The organism is Komarekiella delphini-convector SJRDD-AB1, assembly GCF_014831675.1.
GTDB lineage: Bacteria > Cyanobacteriota > Cyanobacteriia > Cyanobacteriales > Nostocaceae > Komarekiella.
In genome coordinates this window covers 68,124-85,111 of record NZ_VJXY01000008.1, presented here as the reverse complement: position 1 = coordinate 85,111, position 16,988 = coordinate 68,124, and the positions used below count along the sequence as shown (strand labels likewise).

The window sequence follows — 16,988 nt, the reverse complement described above, 5'->3', positions numbered from 1 at the left end:
GGTTGCGACGTTGCGCGTAACTTGTTTACCCGTGAGGATACGGAAATAACTACTCTATATTTATGTTCTTCTTTAGAGTATCAGTTCTATTTTGCAGTGTGGTTAACAGCCAGCCTCGGTTGGATGCTTGCGTAGACTTCTCTTTGCCCATGCGGCAGCTTCCTCTTTGTAGAAGGTTTTCTGACTTGATCAGCCAGTGTTGCATACAAAAGTCGGAGTAGGAGCTTCCAGGGAGAATAAGATTTCGTAATTGTTACCCCAAGCTTGAAATCTTAATAAATATAATTACTGTCTTCTCTACGAGATACTCCGCGAATCAAGTGGGGCGTAGCTCATTAAGAAATACAAATTATTACCAATAGCTAGAAGCCACTGCTCAAACTTCTTTTGAAGTTCAAAAAATCAAGTTGGAATTTTTACCCGAATTACCAATTACCAGTTAATAATTACCAAACCAAACTTGGAAATTTACATGCTTCAAATTATAAAATGCTCTGTGATGCTGGTATCATTCAATGCTACTTTAACGCTAAATTGCTCTGTGGGTGCGCCACGAAACTGTAACTGAATATAGTTGTCTGATTTTCTGGCTTGAGCTTCCAGAAACACTTCTCCTGAACTATCAAGAACAGTAAGCTGCACTCCTGGAGGTAAATATATTTGATTACCAGTAGCGTGTAACTGGAGACGAATACTGGTTTGTTGGTCAGTTTCGGGAGTAATTTCCACCATTAACATGACGGGCTGGTTGAGAATTTGGATTCCCCAATCAATCAATTTTGCACGTCTAGTTACTGCTTCTGGCTGGTTGAGGGCATTTTTTTCCACGGTTTCAGTACTGCGAAAGGCATAAGCTGGTCTAAGTTCCGGCACATTCCATAAAGATTCAATAGTTTGCCAGCCCGTCTCAAATATCCCAGCAAACCACTGACTCAAATTCACAAATGGGGTTGCTAAATGATCAATTAACGCTTCTAGGGGTTGCAATTGACTCAAAGGCAGCTTTTCGGTTGTGACTCTAGGGATAAACCCCAGTAGCCTTGCTTCTTGGAGCGATTCATCAAATTGAACTACTAAATAACCTACCCGTTCTTCCCAGGTTTCTGGAGGAATGTTACATGTCTGCTGATCCAGACGTACAGGGCGACACTCCAAACGACCAACTGAGGATATCTCCAGATCAGCCACATCTGCACAGAGGCGCATGACAGGGTTCCAACTGTCACTGGCTTGGAGGTTAGTAGGAATTTCCATCATCTGCAAGTAGTCATTCACTACCCATACCGCTAGCGTATTCAGCCGCACTTGCTCTGCTTTTTCAAGAGTTGGCTGCTGATTGGCAAACTGCTGGGCAGTTATGCGAGCTATTTGGGAAATCGGCAAAGTTATTGCGGAATCGTCTAGCTGAAAGGTGATGTTATTCATACGTTAAGTCCCCAGTGGTCAATGCTGCTATCTATATATCGCTCACATTCACTAAATTTATGCCACAAAAGAAAGCTTTTAATAATCAAAAAAAACTGACAATTGACTGGAGACTAGGAGAGTTTTCTGAATCTCAACTCTCGTATACACCAGTATGCGATCGCTAATACCCAATTGCCAGTCTCCCACGTAGCGCTTAGCGCTGATACTACTAGCATTTTTACTAGTAGTACATATCAACTCTGAATACCAAAAATCTGAGAGTTTCATTACTGCTTCTGTTGACTACTTTGTCACTTTCATCCAAAAAATCTGAAACCCTTAACTTAAAGGACTTTAATTTCTTATTGACTAAATAAAATTCATTTATCGCTTGAAATCACCGCAAAATGTATTGTTATTACAGTAATTACTTAGAAAATTATATTTATTTACCTATATAGATAGATGCTCTATAAAATTATCTTCCTTAAGGAATACAAATAAGCTAAAAAACTTAATTTTGTTGGGATATCAACTTAGCTTCAAAAATAATTGATATGCATTTCAATCAATGATATCCATCAGATAAATCTTATAAATCTTAGTCTTTTGTTAATGTTTTCAAGCTACTATACCAGAATAGTTGATGGCTCAAACTTGGATATCTAGGGATGGTTGTGTCATCCCGGAAAAATCCCCTAGATTTATCCCCCAAGCTGCAAAGTGTAGCTGTAAAGCAAGCAATTCATAGGTAAATCTCTGAGGTAATAAGCATGAATTACACTATCGAGTCTGCACGTAACATTTTTTCTAATACTCAAGTGGCAGATGCAGTTCCAGCCACCACAGCAATGTTTGCCAAACTCAACATTGACGACAAACTAGCATTTCTTTGGTATGCCTATACCGAACTAGGTCGTACAATTACTCCCGCCGCTCCAGGAAAAGCAAATCTGCAATTGATGGAAGATATATTCAACCAAATTAAGCGGATGTCTCATGAAGAACAAACGCAATTAATGAGGGATCTTGCGACCAATGCTGACACTCCTATCAGCCGTTCTTATGCATACTTTGGTGTCAATGCGAAGCTGGGTTTTTGGTGGCAGCTAGGAGAGTGGATGAAACAGGGTATCGTTGCTCCCATGCCAATCGGCTATCAAATGTCAAGTGAAGTTAAAGCAGTACTAGAAGCAGTCCAAAAAATCGATCAAAGTCAGCAAATTACTGTACTAAGAAATACTGTAGTAGACATGGGATTCGATCCGACTCAGGCTTCTACAACGGAGGCAGAAGTCATAAACTTCACATTCCCACGCACATCTCAACTTCCTCAATTTCCTATTGAGGGGGTAACAGATCCAACAGTGTTGAAATACATTGCAGCGATGAACGCAGATAATGTTGAAGCTGCTGTTGCTTTATTTGCTAACAACGGTGCATTGCAACCGCCTTTCCAAAAACCGATTGTTGGGCGAGAGGCTATCACTGCCTATCTGCGAGACGAAGGACAGGGATTGGTCATGAAACCAACAAAAGGCATCTCGGAAAGTATAGAAGATGGTTATACACAGCATAAAATTACTGGTACGGTCGAAACTCCTTGGTTTGGGGGTAACGTGGGAATGAACATTGCTTGGCGATTCTTACTCGACCCCCAAGGACAAATTTACTTTGTGGCGATTGACTTATTAGCATCTCCTAAAGAACTGCTCAACCTGGTACGTAAATAGTGCGCTAGTAGCGCGTCTTCGTAACTTTAGCGAATGGGAAAAGGGTAAGGGATAAAGGGAAAAGGTGCTTATCCGAATGGCACGCACACTTCAGGCGTGCCATTTGGAATAAAACTATTTCTCAAAGATTAGTTTAGTTGAATAAATCAGGCGATCGCTTTAGAGATTAACGATGAGGTAACATCTGAAATAATCGATGGCAGAATGATTTGAACGAAGCCACGAAACGATAGCCCTTACGGACAATATCCAAAACAAAGTACGGCACTCTTAACCGAAGTGGATACAAAAAAGGGAGATATAGCCAGTAATAAGCTTTTTTCAAGTTATTCCACTTTGAGCATGTCTGTTCATCGAGAAAATCCGAGATATCTACGACTAATCCTCTACCTTCATGCATCATGACATTGCGACCGTGAATATCATGGGGGTAAAGACCGCGATGACGGGCATAATCTAGAGCTGCATCAATGTCTCGTATAACCTGTTTGGGGATACGTAGACCAAGGTGCATACAGTTGTAAAGAGTAACTCCATACAGCCGCTTCAAAATTAAGAAGCCTTCTTTGGCATAGAAACATTCCGAAAAAGCAGGATGAGTACCTAAGCGGTGGTAAACCTCCACTTCCTCCTCAAAACCTGGGCGACCAGGTGCGTAAATTTTCACCACTAGGTCTGGATGGTCGGGGTGATAGACCACAGCAGCATAGTTTCCCGTACCCAGAAGCCGCCAGGGTTCAGGAAGATAGTTTACTTTTACTGGGTTATGGGGATTGACACTCTCAATTTGTAAGCTAGGAAGTAGTTCTTGGTAAATACTTTCAAGCATGTGCTGAAGGTGTAATTTATCCATACATACAGGAGTTACCCATAGAAACTACATCATGTATCCTCCAAGTAGGGTAGGCATTGTAATGCCCACTCTACATGTGATCTATTCATCATAAAACCTGCTTTAAGCCAAAGCATGACTTCAGAAGAAAATTCTAATTAGTCCGAACTTCAGTTACAACCAATTACCAATCAGCACATAGGCAGACCAAAAGCTTGGTGCTTTGTAGTTGGGATGTTTCAACAGTTGTAGCTGGGCACGGTGGAGAGCTTCAGCTTTGGTAATTTTGCCACCTTTAAGTTCTTGATAAAAGGCACTGACAAACAGAGCTGTTGATTCATCATCAATCTGCCATAAGGATGCTAGAGTACTGCGTGCACCGGCTCGTACAGATGCCCCGGCTAAACCGAGTGCTGCACGGTTGTCTCCTGCTGCTGTTTGGCAAGCACTTAAAACTAATAGTTCCACTCTGGTTTTATCCTGACTACGAAGGAAACTATCAAAATTTTTGACTTTGATTGGGCCATCAGCAGCCAAAATATAGGTATTTTCAGCCAAGGAACTAAACTGACCGTGAGTTGCTAAATGCACTACGTTAAATGAAACGGTATTAATTTCGGTTTCTAGTTTTTTGCTGGTGAACTGCCCATCTAGGAGACTGGTTGTCGATATGCCGGCTTCGGTAATGCCGTTGAATTCAGATTTGATAGCAGGTAAAGGAGCATAGTTGGGGTAATTGGCTGGAGGCTGAGTTAGCCCAGCAGTTAAGGCTTTTAGCTGCTTTTGTACCAGTGGTTTGGGGTCGAGGAGTTGCAGACCGACGCTGAGAGCGATCGCATATTTTTCCACTAAATACTGTTTACCATCATAAAGAGCTGCCATTGGTAAGTTGCGTAATGCTCCATCCAGCACAAACACTAAGGTATTCACCCCACTCGCTTGTAATTCTGATTCAATAGGTTGGAGCAACCAGTTATAAACTTGTTGCGACTGATTTTCTACAGCTTTGCTAGCAGTGGGATTGACCAGGCTTTTTCGCAGTTCTGTGAGAATTTTTTCTACTTCTACTTGACGAATTTTGGTGTTGTAATGCCGCAGGGGTTGTTTGGGAATTTTGACAATTACCTGGAGTTCGTTAGGAAGAATAATTGGATAAAGGATGGCAGCAGTGGGGTTATCTTGTACCACTTGATCGAGCGGCACTTTTTGACCTTGTAGACAAGCTTCCCGAAAAAAGTTATCTAATTCTGCCAATTGCAGTGCTTCAATCCGCTGACGTGCTTTCTCTAATATTTTTATATCCGGTTGTGTCCCCTGAGATTGCAGCAGTAACTCTACTGACTGTCGATAGACTGGTTCGACGCTATCTCGAAAGTTAAATTGCACGTCTTGATTGACTGCCACTAAGTCACTGCGGAGATACTGGAGAGTTTCCACAGCAGCATCATACGCTGCGATCGCACCATTAATATCTTTTTGTGCCCAGAGCAATCTACCTAACTGCCACTCTAAGGTATAGATAATGTCTCGTGCGTTGCTGGTTTGTGCGAGAATTAATCCTTGCTGGGTGAGCTTTTGCGCCTCTGACCACTGTTTGGTTTCTTCGTATAAGCCGCCCAAGCTCTTTAAGGCATAAGCTTCTGCCCGCTTGTCGCCCAAACTGCGGGATTGCTTAATAGCTTTGGCAAGTAATATTGCCGAGTCCGAATTTCTACTGGGGAATTTCGTCAGGCTTTGTGCAAAATTAATCCTAGCGTAGATAGCAGCACGACTAGGGGGGAGTTGCTCTAGTTGGGATTCAATTGATGGTAATAGAGTTTCGGCTTGTGCTAATTGTTTATCTTCGATGAGTAGGCTGAGGCGATTTAGTTTTGCCGTAGCTCTTGTCAGGGGCGACGGGGACACTTTCTCTGTTTGTATATAATAAGCGATCGCCTGTTGTTTTTGCTCTTGTGTACGGATATTACGAGTATTATTTCCTAAGCTGAACAGACTTGCGCCGATATCAGCGTTTGATTGTAGTCGTTGAGCAATCACAAGACTTTGCTCAAGGGCTTGGCGGGACATTTCGAGTTCCCCTGCTACTTGGAGAGCATCACCTAGTGATCGCAATCCTACTGTCTTTGCTATAGAATCTGGTTGAGATTGTAACGTTTGATTGACTTTTATCAGTGTTTCTACTGCACGGCGGTAAAACCCTTGAGTTCGCCACGCTTGTGCTTGATTAATCTGCGATCGCATTATACCGCTTTGATTTTTTGCTTGCTTGTAAACCTCTTCCGTTTGCTCCCAAGTTGCTAAAGCTGCCTCTACCTTTCCCATTGCCAGTTGTAAACGACCTTGAATATCCAGTGATTGGGCAAATACTTGCAGATTTTGGTTTTTACCCTGTTGTTTGAGCAAATTCAAGCTGTCTGTAATTGCCTGCTGTGCCTCAGTCCATGCACCGAGCTGCTGGTAAGCTAAAGAAAGATTACTCAAAGTCGCTGCTAGTCTAAGCTTATCCCCTTGCTGCTTATATTTCTGGGCTGCCTGTTGCAATACATTCACCGCTTGGGCAAAGTTGCCGGCATCGAATAAAACTTTACCCTGTTGCAGTGGAGAGGTATTAGTAACACTGTTGATTACCAGTTGGGATGAGGAGTTAAGCACACCTGGAACGTTTGCCAGCACAGGCGAACTAAGGATGCACAGTAAAGCAATTAAGAAGTACAAAGGCAAACGTAAAAAATCAAAAGTCTTGCCTTTTACTCTTTGTCTGTGAATTTTTAGATAATTCACTCCAGAAAACCTAGTTGTTTTAGTCATGGGCATGGCAAGAGGTAAGTAATAACCCGCAAGGCACAAGATTGACTGTAGGTGCTTGGGCTACCAAAATAATCATTAGTATCCCTCACTACTGATGGCGGTAAAGACTTTCACTTTAAACATAATGTTTGGTTCGTAGTGAGCGCTTTAGCGCTCAAGCTAAGGACTTTAGTCGTGACTACGAACTTATTCACGCATCAGGCGTTGGTGTAGTGGATTACTAGTAAAAGTTTCAGAGCCAATGCTTATTGAATACCTCAGCTTCCGACGTCAGGTATGAAAAGTGTCAAAAATTAACTTTTATAACAAACCCTCTAACTCAGCAAATTTCCGTAAGCGCGGTAGACACTGACGCTGATAAAAACTGCTTAATGTCGGAATTGAGAGATTAAATTCCTCAGATAATTCTCTCCAGCTAACTTCAGGGGGTAGGCGTTTGAGAATTAACACCTGACAATTCACCTCTGGATGCCCTTTTATGTGAGTACGGCGCAGTTCTCCATCCGCATCTGTCTTAGCCCATATCTCCAAGTTTTCCAAAATGGGAGGTGCTTGGGGGGTAGCAGGTAAGTTATCTATAGGGTCAATGATTTCACTATTTTCACCCGATTTAGACTGGTGGAGCCGGAGCGGGACGGTTGTAATTTGTTCTCGGTGCTGGTTGAGATAAAAGTCTTGTAATCTGCGTTTTAGGTAAGCATTTAGCCAGGTGACAACACTACCATAAGTGGGGTCATATATTTGACCCGTCAACCCTTCACAAACGTTGCGGCAGAAATATAACCAAGTTTGTTGTAGTGCGTCTTGATAATAGGGAGTATTTTCCCTCCAGAGCCTACCTGCTGTCAAGCGAATAATTTGCGTGAGCAGCTTTTGACGCTGAGGGCTTCCGAGTGGGTTTCCACAGGCTTTGGCAACTAAGCAGCGTAGCTGTTCATCGAATTCAACCATGGCAATCTTGGCGAAGAAAGCAAGAATATCTTAGTATTACGTATAACAATGCCCTAAAAAAATTACCCTTCGTCGCGATACTACATTTTTTTACTTATCCTCATTTTGCTTTGCTTTCCCGCCCTGCACTCATCTTGCGGGCTAATAGCTTAAATGCGTTTAAACGCGTTGAAATTAAAGAAATTTCAGATGGATTATGGTTGATGGGTTATAGACCCGCTATCAATTTGCCAACAGTATTACGAATTTGCAGATAATGACGATATAAATTACGACGTATAATTATACCATCTTATTGAAAATTTACCAATTAAATACTGTGTAATTTCAATTTATTTGCTGTCATAATTTGGCAGAATCATCATAAACTATACTTTTCATCACATTTGTTAATTATGGTTGTGGTGTAAGAATTAAACTTTGACGGCGTAAATTGTCTGCATAAATATTTAATATTGTAGTATTTTGTAGTATTTGTGTTAAAATAATGTTAATATTGGCTACATTATAAATAGCAAGACGTACTAGAAATGGATGTCCATCCACTAGCATCATTAATTTTTCAACCTCGGTTTTATCCGAGTTTAGTTAATGTCTTTGGGCTAAATCTAAGATGTTTTTATGCTCTAATCAAGACAATTATACATTAAACCATGATTGATTAATATTAATAAGCCAATAAACTTCTGTAGAATCTACAATTAACAATCGCCGTTTTTTCCAAATACTCGTCGTTTACCTAACTGAAAATATTTCGAGACTATATAATTATGAAATTTACCTTCTCTATACCTTCCTTACTTGCTTACATATCATCTATTATGCTACTAGGTTTGTCGCTACCATTAGTTGTAAAAATACCAGCTTCTAATGCTTCTAATAACTGCCAAACTTTTAAGCCACCAGATCTTAATATACTAACCGACTTCATAGGCATGGGACACTTTCAAGAGGATTGCCAAAAAGACTCACTCGCTGCGGTTTCTTCTTTCACGCAGGCAATTAGGCTCAATTCCAAGGCTGAAGAACCCTACTATCATCGTGCAAATGCTTACAAGAAACTTGGAAATTATAAAGCCGCAGTGGCAGACTATACCGAAGTAATTAGGCAAAATACAGGTAGATTGGGTTTTAGTAGTCCTGCCTACTGGAATAGGGCTTTGACTTACGAAAAGTTGGGTGACAAACAGAAAGCAATTTCAGATTTTACTCAAGTAATTAGTGAAAGTGCTTCTTCTGCTGAGGCATACTTTTTCAGAGCAAATATGTACCGGGATTTAGGAAATAAAGAAAGTGCGATCGCAGATTACAAAGTAGCAGAAAAGATTTTTCAGCAATATGTAGATGGGGTTTACGGAAATGGCCCTATGGATACTATAAATGAAGAAATGTTGGATAAAGTCAGAAATGAATTATCAAGCATGGGAGTAGATATTTCAGTACCGCAGATTACAACTGGTACTATTTTAAAATCAATCGCCAAAGTAGAAGTCGAGCGAGCACTAAATTTAGCAAGATTTGAACCTCAACACCCAACGATTCAGCATTTTGACGCTCAAATTGATGATTTGTATAAACAATTAGAAAACACACAACCGCAAGTAGACAAAATTGTACTGAAAAGTCTTAAAGCAAATGCTGCATATCAAAAAATAGAAGGGTTTGAAATAGAGCGATCGCAACTTCTCAAAGAATTTTCTCCAGACCATCCAGCAATAGTATTAATTGATAGTCAAAAAAAGGAATTAGAAGCTTTAATTAGCCACAATAAAATATAGGATTTTGTGGACTACAGGATATGTAACGGCATAAATTATCTATGCAAAAAATGAATAATCTAGTTGCCGTTACACACAACTCCTTTTCAGCTAACTATAATCTGAGCCAGGACAATAAATTATCCCACCAAGAATATGTCAAATTACCTACACTCAGCTTCATTTTTTTGCGAATGTCTTGGATATTCCAGTTAGTTAACTTAGCGAGAGTTTGCGCCTCTTGTTCAAAACGCTTAGGCAAAGACCGCTTGTATTCTCTGCCTGCTTGACATTGAAGTTCCCCAGTAAACGGATGTTGTAGAATATAACGCCCTTGGAAAGATTCACGGTTGGAGGTTTGTTGAAATGTCGGATCTTCAGGGAATTTGTCGCGGGTATAGCGGATGTGTAGACGAGTGATGAAGACATTACTGGTAGGCAAGGAACCACGAAAGCCGGAGGATATTGGTACATTACTAGAATTATTATCCAGCCAAAATACGCCTGCTTGCTTCAGTTCTTCTTGAGTCAAAGGCTCGGCAGAACAAGGATCACAATTACCCATATCCCAAGCGTATTCTAAAAAACCGACCTTCCGGTCTTCTTTAGTGTAGGCAGTTTGGAACATGGATTTGTAAAATTCACCAAATTCATCTTTAACAAACAGAGGAATATTGGTATTAGAAGGGATTTTTACCGTCCGATAGTTAGTGATTTCAGCCTCTCCTTTGGGCGAGAGGATATAGACAATTAAATCCTGCTCGGTACTGGCATTGATCATGCCCAAACGAATTGGCAGCATGAACTTGGGTGATTGATAAGAAATTTGCAGCGGACGGAGGAATTGATAGCCAGATTGCTCGAATTTATCCAGATTGACTTTGGCAACAAAGAACTTCATCGAGGAACGGATGTAAGGCTGAAGTAACTGTTTTGCACCTCTGGGAATTTTATAACCGTTGCGTTTGAGCCAAGTTTCTAGTCCACCAGATTCTTTTGCACTCAGGATCAAAATGTCGTATTCGCCGACGTTGAAACGTGCTTCGACTGTAACACCTAAGCTGGCATCGCCCCTCGTACGCCCTCTTTCTGCTGCTGCGGTTGGTGCTGGTGCTGCTTGCATTACCCGATCATAAGCTGGCTCGCAGGGGTCAGAGTCAAAATACTCCACCAATCGCGGCGCACTAAAAGCATCCAAGCGTTCGATAATTTTGGGTTGGGCAATGCGAACTTGCTCTTTTTCTAACACCGTCGGAACAGGTATCACCATCGCAAAATCTTTGACCTCGCCTTGGAAGTCGTTGGCCATCGTTAGGACAGTGCGATCGCCATCCCGCGCGATCGCCACCTGAGAAGCTTTGTTATACAGTTTCGTATCAGCTTTAGCTACATAAAATCCACAAAATGCCCAAGCTGCGGGCGTAAAGCACAGCACAGCTACAACCGCCAGTAATAATGACATTAAGACTCGAAAAAGCTTCATTTTATACCTCTATGAATAAGTGGTGATTCAAAAGTCAAAAGTCAAGAGTCAAGGGTCAAGAATCAGTAATTTATTCCCCTTGTCCTCCTCTGCTTCCCCTGCTCCTTCTCTCTCCTTTGACCAAGAAAATCGTGCGTCCAACCAGAAAAAATCTAGGATTACAGTCAACGGGGCTAGAGCGAATAGTGCCCAAAAAACTGCGGTGGGGACAAAGAAATAATTCCGCAGAATAAAAGTGCAGATGGCAATGCATATTGCCCAAACTACACGCCCGATTCGGGCATTGGGGATAGACCGGGGATCTGTAACCATAAATAGGGCAAACAGTAACAAAGACCCGCTCATTAGACGATGCCAATAAACGTCCCAAGTCCAACCCAGCCAGAGATTGCGAATCGCCTCCAGCAAGGAATACGCACCCAAAAAAGCTGCTGTGGTGTCCCAGCGACCAACTCGCTGCAAAATCATCCCGCCAGTTCCAGCAAATAACAGTCCATACCACCACTCCTCGCCCCACTGTCCCGGCGAAACCCAAGCATCGGGCGTCAGAACTAAGGCACAGATGATACCAAAATTGGCTGGATTGAAGAAATGCTTCTCACCAACTTGGAAAAGAAATTTGCTGGCGATCGCACTTGCTGCGGCGATTGCCATTGTTGTCCAATGATCTGCCCGCAAAAGCAAGCTGAGTCCCAGAGAAGTAATTAAAGCGCTGCGAAGATTCATCATTTGTTCTTTGCCAGTGACTAATGACAATATCCATTGCGTTGCTAAACAAGTGGCGATCGCCACCCCAATCAACTCTGGTCGCAGCGTCCAGTCTCTTGTACTAATTCCCAAGACCAAAAACAAGCCCAAAAATAGAATTTGATAATCGCGTATATCTTTAAGCAGCATTACCCCATAATTCCGAGATTTCCCTGAGATTTGTCATCAATCTAGACGAGTAAAAGCTAAAACGATGTTGTTGTTACAGATTTTGTTACAAAACTGGAAATAAAACTTACAAAGCAGGTAGCGCACGGGACATTTCATGCTATATGTATGACTTACTTTTATAGTAAATTTCATATAAAATGGACGATGATAAGGATATTACAGAAATTCCTTTACGACCTCTGGTTTGGATGGGAGACTCTCTCAAAAATATCCGCTTATTTCCTGAAGAGGTGCGTGCATCAGTAGGTTATGCGCTGCAATTGGTGCAAGCAGGGGAAACACCAATGGATGCCAAGCTTTTTAAAGGGGTTGGAAGTGGCGTGTATGAAATCGTCAAACGCTACGATACCGATACTTACAGGGCAGTCTATGCGGTAAAGATTGGAGAGAAAATCTATGTTCTGCACGCTTTTCAGAAGAAATCAAAGCAGGGGATTAAAACACCACAAGCTGATATTGACCTGATTAAACAACGCTATAAGGACGCAGTGGCAAGGGAGAAACAACAATGACACAGGAACCCGTTTTTGAAGAAAGCAGTGGCAACGTATTCGCTGACCTCGGTTTGTCAGAGGCTTCGGAACTTTTTATGCGGGGCAAGATAGGGATTCAGGTACTCCGTCTCCTCTCTCAGCGCAACCTGAAACAGCGGCAAATCAGCGAGCTTCTTGGCATTCCCCAGCCAGAAGTATCTCATTTGATGAAAGGAGAGTTTCAACGGTTCAGCGAGGGCAAACTCCTCATTTTCCTCAAGCGACTCGATACGGAAATCACTTTACATCTTCGTCCTCGTTATGCACCGGGCCAATCTGCTGAAACTGTTATATCGCTATAGCGCAGTATGGAAGCCATCTTGGGTCTGAGTTTAGAACAAACCAGGATTTATCAATGTCACAATAAAATAAAATCACATAGACTGCTCGTAAACAGAAAACTAAGCTTACGTTCAAGAACAAGATCTCAAAGCGAAGATGCAGTTAGCGCCCTTTTTTCCGATTTTTTACCGTGTTCTTCAACCAACTTTTCCCAACTGTCTTTGGGGTGGCGATCGCAATTCCAAAATGATCGCACTAACATTTGATGATGGCCCTCATCCTCAGTACACGCCCCAAGTATTGGCAGTTTTAGACCGTTACAACATTAAAGCCAGTTTTTTTTGGTTGGGTGCTTGCGTCAACCGTTCACCAGCGATCGCTAAAGCAGTCAGCGATCAGGGACACTGGATAGGATTGCATGGCTATGATCATCGCTCTTTTCCCATGCTCTCCCCGCTTGACCTTAAGGATAGTTTAGAAAAAACTCAAGCTGCTATCTACAATGCCTGCAACCTACAACCTGAACAAGTGCGCGATGTCCGTCCCCCCAATGGTTTATTTACACCTGCAACTTTAAAATTATTTCTTCAGTGGAATTACCGCCCAGTTATGTGGAGTGTTGTACCAGAAGACTGGGTAAGACCAGGCGTTAACACAGTAGTGCAGCGAGTTATTGAGCAGGTACAAAACGGTTCAATGATTGTCTTACATGATGGTGCTTGCGGTGGACAAGATGTTGCAGCCACAATCAAAATCCTCATTCCTCAACTACTACGACAAGGTTATGAATTTGTGACTGTTGATACCCTATGGCAGCAAGGTACAACCAAGCCTCTGTGGTAAAGCATTTGAGAGCTAATCTCACTCCCAAAGTCAAATTAAGTACAGTTCCAAGCAAGAATAGAAACTTCAATCAACAATGACAATCAATTGCAGCCACCATCTTTTCTTGATGTTGGTGTAAAAGACTTCGGAACTCTTGTAACCATTCTTCACTGGACTTTCCTTGACAATCATGCCACTTTCCATCAGGAGTAACGATAGCGTATGAAACTAAATCAGGCACTAGGGTAGAGATAGGGCGAATATTGTCTTCTGATTGCACAACATCTAGTCCGTATCGACGTTGAAATTCTTCGGGGTTGAGATTGTAATGCTGCTCCTTATCCGAAATGATGCCATCATATCGACCACCAATCACAAATCCGTCACATTTTGCTTGCGAAGATGGATTATCTTCATCTGCTTCAAAGTATGGCATCATCAATTCTTCAGCCTTTTTGCTTAGGTTTGGTTCTGTGTGATCAACAATCACAAGTGTCAGAAAATGGCTCATATCTAAGCAAGTAAAGTTGTAGTTCTTCTTGTTGTAAAAGATATCTTATGACTTATGGAATTTGCAATATTTTAGCAAATGAAGGTAAGAAAAATGATTTAATTGCTTTGATGAGCGATCGCACTAACACTAAATGTCAGACGGTTGCCAGCCGGAGTTAATAACGAAACTTTGTTTAGTAACAACAGCTTCTTAAAGTTAAAAATTAAAACTCAGGACTTAAAGTAGCTTTAATTCTTAGGCTTGAGTAACAGATAAAATAATTGTCCATTGCTGACTGTAACACCAGCGCGATCGCCTGCCACCTTACCAGTACCTAAAAAATAATCTACTCTACCTGCACCTTTAATTGCCCCTCCAGTATCTTGATCAAGAACATAGCGACTAACAATCCGATGCTCTATTCCGGTAGCATTAGCAAAAGGAAAAGAAGCACGAATTAAGGCTAAAGCACCAGGAGGCATGAGAGATTTATCTGTAGCAATAGAACGCTCTGCTGTGACTGGTACGTTGATAGAACCTTGTGCTGGGTTCCCATGATTTTCTTGAAAAAAAACAAAGCTGCGATCGCGCGGAATATAAATATTTAAGTCTTGGGGATACTTCTGGAAATAGTCGAGAATAATTGGCATAGTCATACCTTCTAAAGGCAATTTGCCATCGTTCGCTAGTTCTCGCCCAATGCTTTTATAAGTATAAGCAGTATTACCGGCATAACCTATTGTTGTTTGAGTGCCATCAGTTAGCTGAATTCTTGCAGAACCCTGAATCTGAGCTAAATATGGCTCAAGGCGATCGCGAAACCAAAACAACTCTAATCCCCGCAGGTTGCCTTTTTCGCCTTGCAAACCGTCTGCTCCTTCTAACTCTTGGCGTGTAGGATGAGGCTTAGGCCAGGAATCTAAATCAGCAGGTAATCGATAGATAGGATAGCGATATTCTGCTGTAGGAAAACGACTCGCTGCATAAAGTGGTTCATAGTAGGCGGTGAACAAAACCGCACCTTTGGTATCGTGTCCAACTGATTGATAAAAGACAAACTCTCTTTCTATGGCTGTATGTAATTCTGTTGCAGAGTTAGTTTTTACTAGCAGTTCCCGAAATCTTTTCAGACTATTTAGCACGCGATCGCGTGTAATTCCAGTCACTTGATCTCTTTGATAAGCAGCAACAGCATTAGCTGTTTGTAGATATTGCAGACTGTGATCAATAGCTATCAATAATGCCTTTTTATCTGGTAGTTGATTATTTTCTTTTGCATAGATAAACTCATCTACACAAGAAGCATCACCTTGGCAACAAGTAACTGGCAATCTCTGGATTAGTACTGCTGACGGTGGTACTTTTGACTTTTGAATAGACGCATCTTGATTTTGGCTATTAAAAAAAGATGTTGGTATGTCCCACTTTTCCACACGGCATTCTGGCGGACTGAGTTCCTGATGCGCTAAAGATTGCATACGCACCAGAAAACCCGCTAGAATCACGGGTATGCTAATGGCGATCGCTGCAAATGTCTTTTTCATCTAAAAAATAAAGATTAGAGATTAAGAAAATTCTTACCCAGTCCCCAATCTTATTATTCATTCATGTTACGGTAAGTGGCAACTGCCGAAGGTGATATACGGTTTAAATATCGGAATATCCAATATTTAAAAATGGTATCTAAAATTACTGGAAATGTCGCAATAAATAAGAAGATAAAATCTCGATTAGCTGGTAATCCCCAATGGCGCGATAAACCTTCTAGAATTACTTCCCAGCCATGAGGAGAGTGAAATCCGACAAAGACATCAGTGAACAAAATGATAATAAATGCCTTAGCACTATCACTCAAACCATAGACAATATGATCAAAGAAATCTTTAATCACCCCAATAGAAGACTTGCTGACTAGCAAAAGCCAGATAAAAGCACCAACAGAAAAAATATCAGAAAAAACATTTTTGATTGCATTGGCACTTTCGCCACGAAACTCCTCAGCAATCTCACGAGCTTTCTCTTGCATTTCGGTTTCAATTTGCTCAGGATTCAGTGGAGGTGCATTACTAATAAGATTTTGAAACTTGATTTTCTCTTCAAATCTTTGCAGTTCTCTAAGAGCTTCTTCTTCCATCTCAAAATTGAGGAATACTTGTACTTGCTCAGAGCCTCTAAAATTGTCAACAAGTGGCCCTACTACAAAAATCTTTGCTAACTGATGAGTTAAAAGTGGTACTATAATTAACAATAAGATGAATCTAATAGATATTATTGTTCTTCTTTGAGTTTGACGAAAGTTTTGAACTACATCTTGTTCAGAATTAGGATCTAATTCAACTTGTAAACGAGTAATAGTACTTAAAATTGAACGAGGTAAAATACCCAATGTATCGGCTTTTAGACGTGGCTTTTTCTCCACTTTTTGCTCTACTTTTTTTGGCGTCAATGGTGGAGCAATTGATGTCGATTCAACTGGTAAAGCTGGAGTACTAACTAAAGTTGAAGAAGTTGTTGGTTGATTAAATACAGTGTATTTTGATATGACTTGATCAACGAAGTTTAGCTTTTCGAGAACTAAAGAAGCATTGGGATATTCTATGCCTGCTTTCTGAGCTGCTTTTTGGTTTTCTTCGTTTAAGAACCAACGACTGGCTCTAAACTCTGTAAGCCTCATCCGGGAAATTTTTAATAGCTTTTTCAAGTCTGACTCAAAATAATCCATCACGCTGTTGCTGTATATGGCTGAGTCAACATCTATTTTATTACCATTGAAATGCTTACTTTCTATCTCCTTAATCTTTAATGCCGCTTGGTAAGCTTCATCTAGAGAACGCTCTGGTGTCTGTAAATACCAACGGTAAGCAGGCAGTAATAAATGATAGATTTTTTGGCTAAAAACAGAGTTTTTCATCGCAGACAATCATCCAGCATGTTTTGGTGATTCT

General features: G+C 41.2%; 15 protein-coding genes and 1 pseudogene. 5 read left to right on the top strand and 11 right to left on the bottom strand.

Annotated elements, in window-relative coordinates; genetic code table 11:
- Window positions 1-477: 477 nt before the first annotated feature.
- Both FNW02_RS09810 and FNW02_RS38535 read right to left on the bottom strand, forming a co-directional pair.
- Complete coding sequence (locus FNW02_RS09810) at window positions 478-1,425, bottom strand: DUF1822 family protein (RefSeq protein ID WP_191757359.1); 948 nt, start codon at window positions 1,423-1,425, stop codon at window positions 478-480.
- A 78-nt stretch (window positions 1,426-1,503) separates the two neighbouring features.
- Entirely contained in the window at window positions 1,504-1,695 is a 192-nt protein-coding gene (locus FNW02_RS38535) for a hypothetical protein (RefSeq protein ID WP_225225552.1), read from the bottom strand.
- Window positions 1,696-2,180: 485 nt separating this feature from the next.
- On the opposite strand from FNW02_RS38535, the gene FNW02_RS09805 reads away from it, so the two are divergent.
- Window positions 2,181-3,140 (top strand): orange carotenoid protein N-terminal domain-containing protein, encoded by a 960-nt coding sequence (locus FNW02_RS09805; protein ID WP_191757358.1) that lies wholly within the window; start codon window positions 2,181-2,183, stop codon window positions 3,138-3,140.
- A 166-nt stretch (window positions 3,141-3,306) separates the two neighbouring features.
- Here the strand turns inward: FNW02_RS09805 and FNW02_RS09800 are convergent, their stop codons facing one another.
- The 4 genes and pseudogenes from FNW02_RS09800 to FNW02_RS40110 form a co-directional block, all read right to left on the bottom strand.
- Window positions 3,307-3,993: a protein kinase family protein gene (locus tag FNW02_RS09800; RefSeq protein ID WP_191757357.1), complete on the bottom strand. Its 687-nt coding sequence runs from the start codon at window positions 3,991-3,993 to the stop codon at window positions 3,307-3,309.
- A 153-nt stretch (window positions 3,994-4,146) separates the two neighbouring features.
- Window positions 4,147-6,780: a CHAT domain-containing protein gene (locus tag FNW02_RS09795; RefSeq protein ID WP_191757356.1), complete on the bottom strand. Its 2,634-nt coding sequence runs from the start codon at window positions 6,778-6,780 to the stop codon at window positions 4,147-4,149.
- A gap of 300 nt (window positions 6,781-7,080) precedes the next feature.
- Entirely contained in the window at window positions 7,081-7,731 is a 651-nt protein-coding gene (locus FNW02_RS09790) for a sigma-70 family RNA polymerase sigma factor (RefSeq protein ID WP_191757355.1), read from the bottom strand.
- 393 nt (window positions 7,732-8,124) lie between these two features.
- Window positions 8,125-8,457, bottom strand: a pseudogene (locus FNW02_RS40110) (AAA-like domain-containing protein).
- A 44-nt stretch (window positions 8,458-8,501) separates the two neighbouring features.
- On the opposite strand from FNW02_RS40110, the gene FNW02_RS09775 reads away from it, so the two are divergent.
- On the top strand, window positions 8,502-9,509 hold the full coding sequence (locus FNW02_RS09775) for a tetratricopeptide repeat protein (RefSeq protein WP_191757353.1): 1,008 nt from the start codon (window positions 8,502-8,504) through the stop codon (window positions 9,507-9,509).
- Between the two features lie 94 nt (window positions 9,510-9,603).
- On the opposite strand, the gene FNW02_RS09770 is transcribed toward FNW02_RS09775, so the two are convergent.
- Window positions 9,604-10,971, bottom strand: a complete 1,368-nt coding sequence (locus tag FNW02_RS09770; protein ID WP_191757352.1) for a DUF2330 domain-containing protein — start codon at window positions 10,969-10,971, stop codon at window positions 9,604-9,606.
- 48 nt (window positions 10,972-11,019) lie between these two features.
- Window positions 11,020-11,868 carry an RnfABCDGE type electron transport complex subunit D gene (locus FNW02_RS09765; RefSeq protein WP_191757351.1) on the bottom strand — a complete coding sequence of 283 codons (849 nt, stop codon included), beginning with the start codon at window positions 11,866-11,868 and terminating at the stop codon, window positions 11,020-11,022.
- Window positions 11,869-12,047: 179 nt separating this feature from the next.
- On the opposite strand from FNW02_RS09765, the gene FNW02_RS09760 reads away from it, so the two are divergent.
- The 3 genes from FNW02_RS09760 to FNW02_RS09750 all read left to right on the top strand — a co-directional run bounded on the left by FNW02_RS09760 (window position 12,048) and on the right by FNW02_RS09750 (window position 13,568).
- Window positions 12,048-12,422: a type II toxin-antitoxin system RelE/ParE family toxin gene (locus tag FNW02_RS09760; protein ID WP_191757350.1), complete on the top strand. Its 375-nt coding sequence runs from the start codon at window positions 12,048-12,050 to the stop codon at window positions 12,420-12,422.
- Window positions 12,419-12,745 (top strand): helix-turn-helix domain-containing protein, encoded by a 327-nt coding sequence (locus FNW02_RS09755; protein ID WP_191757349.1) that lies wholly within the window; start codon window positions 12,419-12,421, stop codon window positions 12,743-12,745. Before FNW02_RS09760 ends, FNW02_RS09755 begins: the two co-directional genes overlap by 4 nt.
- Before the next feature lie 136 nt (window positions 12,746-12,881).
- Window positions 12,882-13,568: a polysaccharide deacetylase family protein gene (locus tag FNW02_RS09750; protein ID WP_191757348.1), complete on the top strand. Its 687-nt coding sequence runs from the start codon at window positions 12,882-12,884 to the stop codon at window positions 13,566-13,568.
- Window positions 13,569-13,638: 70 nt separating this feature from the next.
- Here the strand turns inward: FNW02_RS09750 and FNW02_RS09745 are convergent, their stop codons facing one another.
- The 3 genes from FNW02_RS09745 to FNW02_RS09730 all read right to left on the bottom strand — a co-directional run bounded on the left by FNW02_RS09745 (window position 13,639) and on the right by FNW02_RS09730 (window position 16,963).
- A complete protein-coding gene (locus tag FNW02_RS09745; protein WP_191757347.1) occupies window positions 13,639-14,061 on the bottom strand; it encodes a hypothetical protein in 423 nt (140 codons plus the stop codon).
- A 230-nt stretch (window positions 14,062-14,291) separates the two neighbouring features.
- Window positions 14,292-15,587, bottom strand: coding sequence for a murein transglycosylase A (mltA, locus tag FNW02_RS09735; protein WP_191757346.1), 1,296 nt, complete (start codon window positions 15,585-15,587; stop codon window positions 14,292-14,294).
- 53 nt (window positions 15,588-15,640) lie between these two features.
- Window positions 15,641-16,963 carry a proton extrusion protein PcxA gene (locus FNW02_RS09730; RefSeq protein ID WP_191757345.1) on the bottom strand — a complete coding sequence of 441 codons (1,323 nt, stop codon included), beginning with the start codon at window positions 16,961-16,963 and terminating at the stop codon, window positions 15,641-15,643.
- Window positions 16,964-16,988: the final 25 nt, after the last annotated feature.

What these genes read in the sequence shown, in the direction of transcription:
- FNW02_RS09765 (WP_191757351.1), bottom strand. Translation starts at nt 11,868, where the DNA reads ATGCTGCTTAAAGATATACGCGATTATCAAATTCTATTTTTGGGCTTG.
- FNW02_RS09790 (WP_191757355.1), bottom strand. Translation starts at nt 7,731, where the DNA reads ATGGTTGAATTCGATGAACAGCTACGCTGCTTAGTTGCCAAAGCCTGT.
- FNW02_RS09755 (WP_191757349.1), top strand. Translation starts at nt 12,419, where the DNA reads ATGACACAGGAACCCGTTTTTGAAGAAAGCAGTGGCAACGTATTCGCT.
- FNW02_RS09800 (WP_191757357.1), bottom strand. Translation starts at nt 3,993, where the DNA reads ATGGATAAATTACACCTTCAGCACATGCTTGAAAGTATTTACCAAGAA.
- FNW02_RS09760 (WP_191757350.1), top strand. Translation starts at nt 12,048, where the DNA reads ATGGACGATGATAAGGATATTACAGAAATTCCTTTACGACCTCTGGTT.
- FNW02_RS09775 (WP_191757353.1), top strand. Translation starts at nt 8,502, where the DNA reads ATGAAATTTACCTTCTCTATACCTTCCTTACTTGCTTACATATCATCT.
- FNW02_RS09750 (WP_191757348.1), top strand. Translation starts at nt 12,882, where the DNA reads ATGCAGTTAGCGCCCTTTTTTCCGATTTTTTACCGTGTTCTTCAACCA.
- FNW02_RS38535 (WP_225225552.1), bottom strand. Translation starts at nt 1,695, where the DNA reads ATGAAACTCTCAGATTTTTGGTATTCAGAGTTGATATGTACTACTAGT.
- FNW02_RS09810 (WP_191757359.1), bottom strand. Translation starts at nt 1,425, where the DNA reads ATGAATAACATCACCTTTCAGCTAGACGATTCCGCAATAACTTTGCCG.
- FNW02_RS09770 (WP_191757352.1), bottom strand. Translation starts at nt 10,971, where the DNA reads ATGAAGCTTTTTCGAGTCTTAATGTCATTATTACTGGCGGTTGTAGCT.
- mltA (WP_191757346.1), bottom strand. Translation starts at nt 15,587, where the DNA reads ATGAAAAAGACATTTGCAGCGATCGCCATTAGCATACCCGTGATTCTA.
- FNW02_RS09805 (WP_191757358.1), top strand. Translation starts at nt 2,181, where the DNA reads ATGAATTACACTATCGAGTCTGCACGTAACATTTTTTCTAATACTCAA.
- FNW02_RS09745 (WP_191757347.1), bottom strand. Translation starts at nt 14,061, where the DNA reads ATGAGCCATTTTCTGACACTTGTGATTGTTGATCACACAGAACCAAAC.
- FNW02_RS09795 (WP_191757356.1), bottom strand. Translation starts at nt 6,780, where the DNA reads ATGACTAAAACAACTAGGTTTTCTGGAGTGAATTATCTAAAAATTCAC.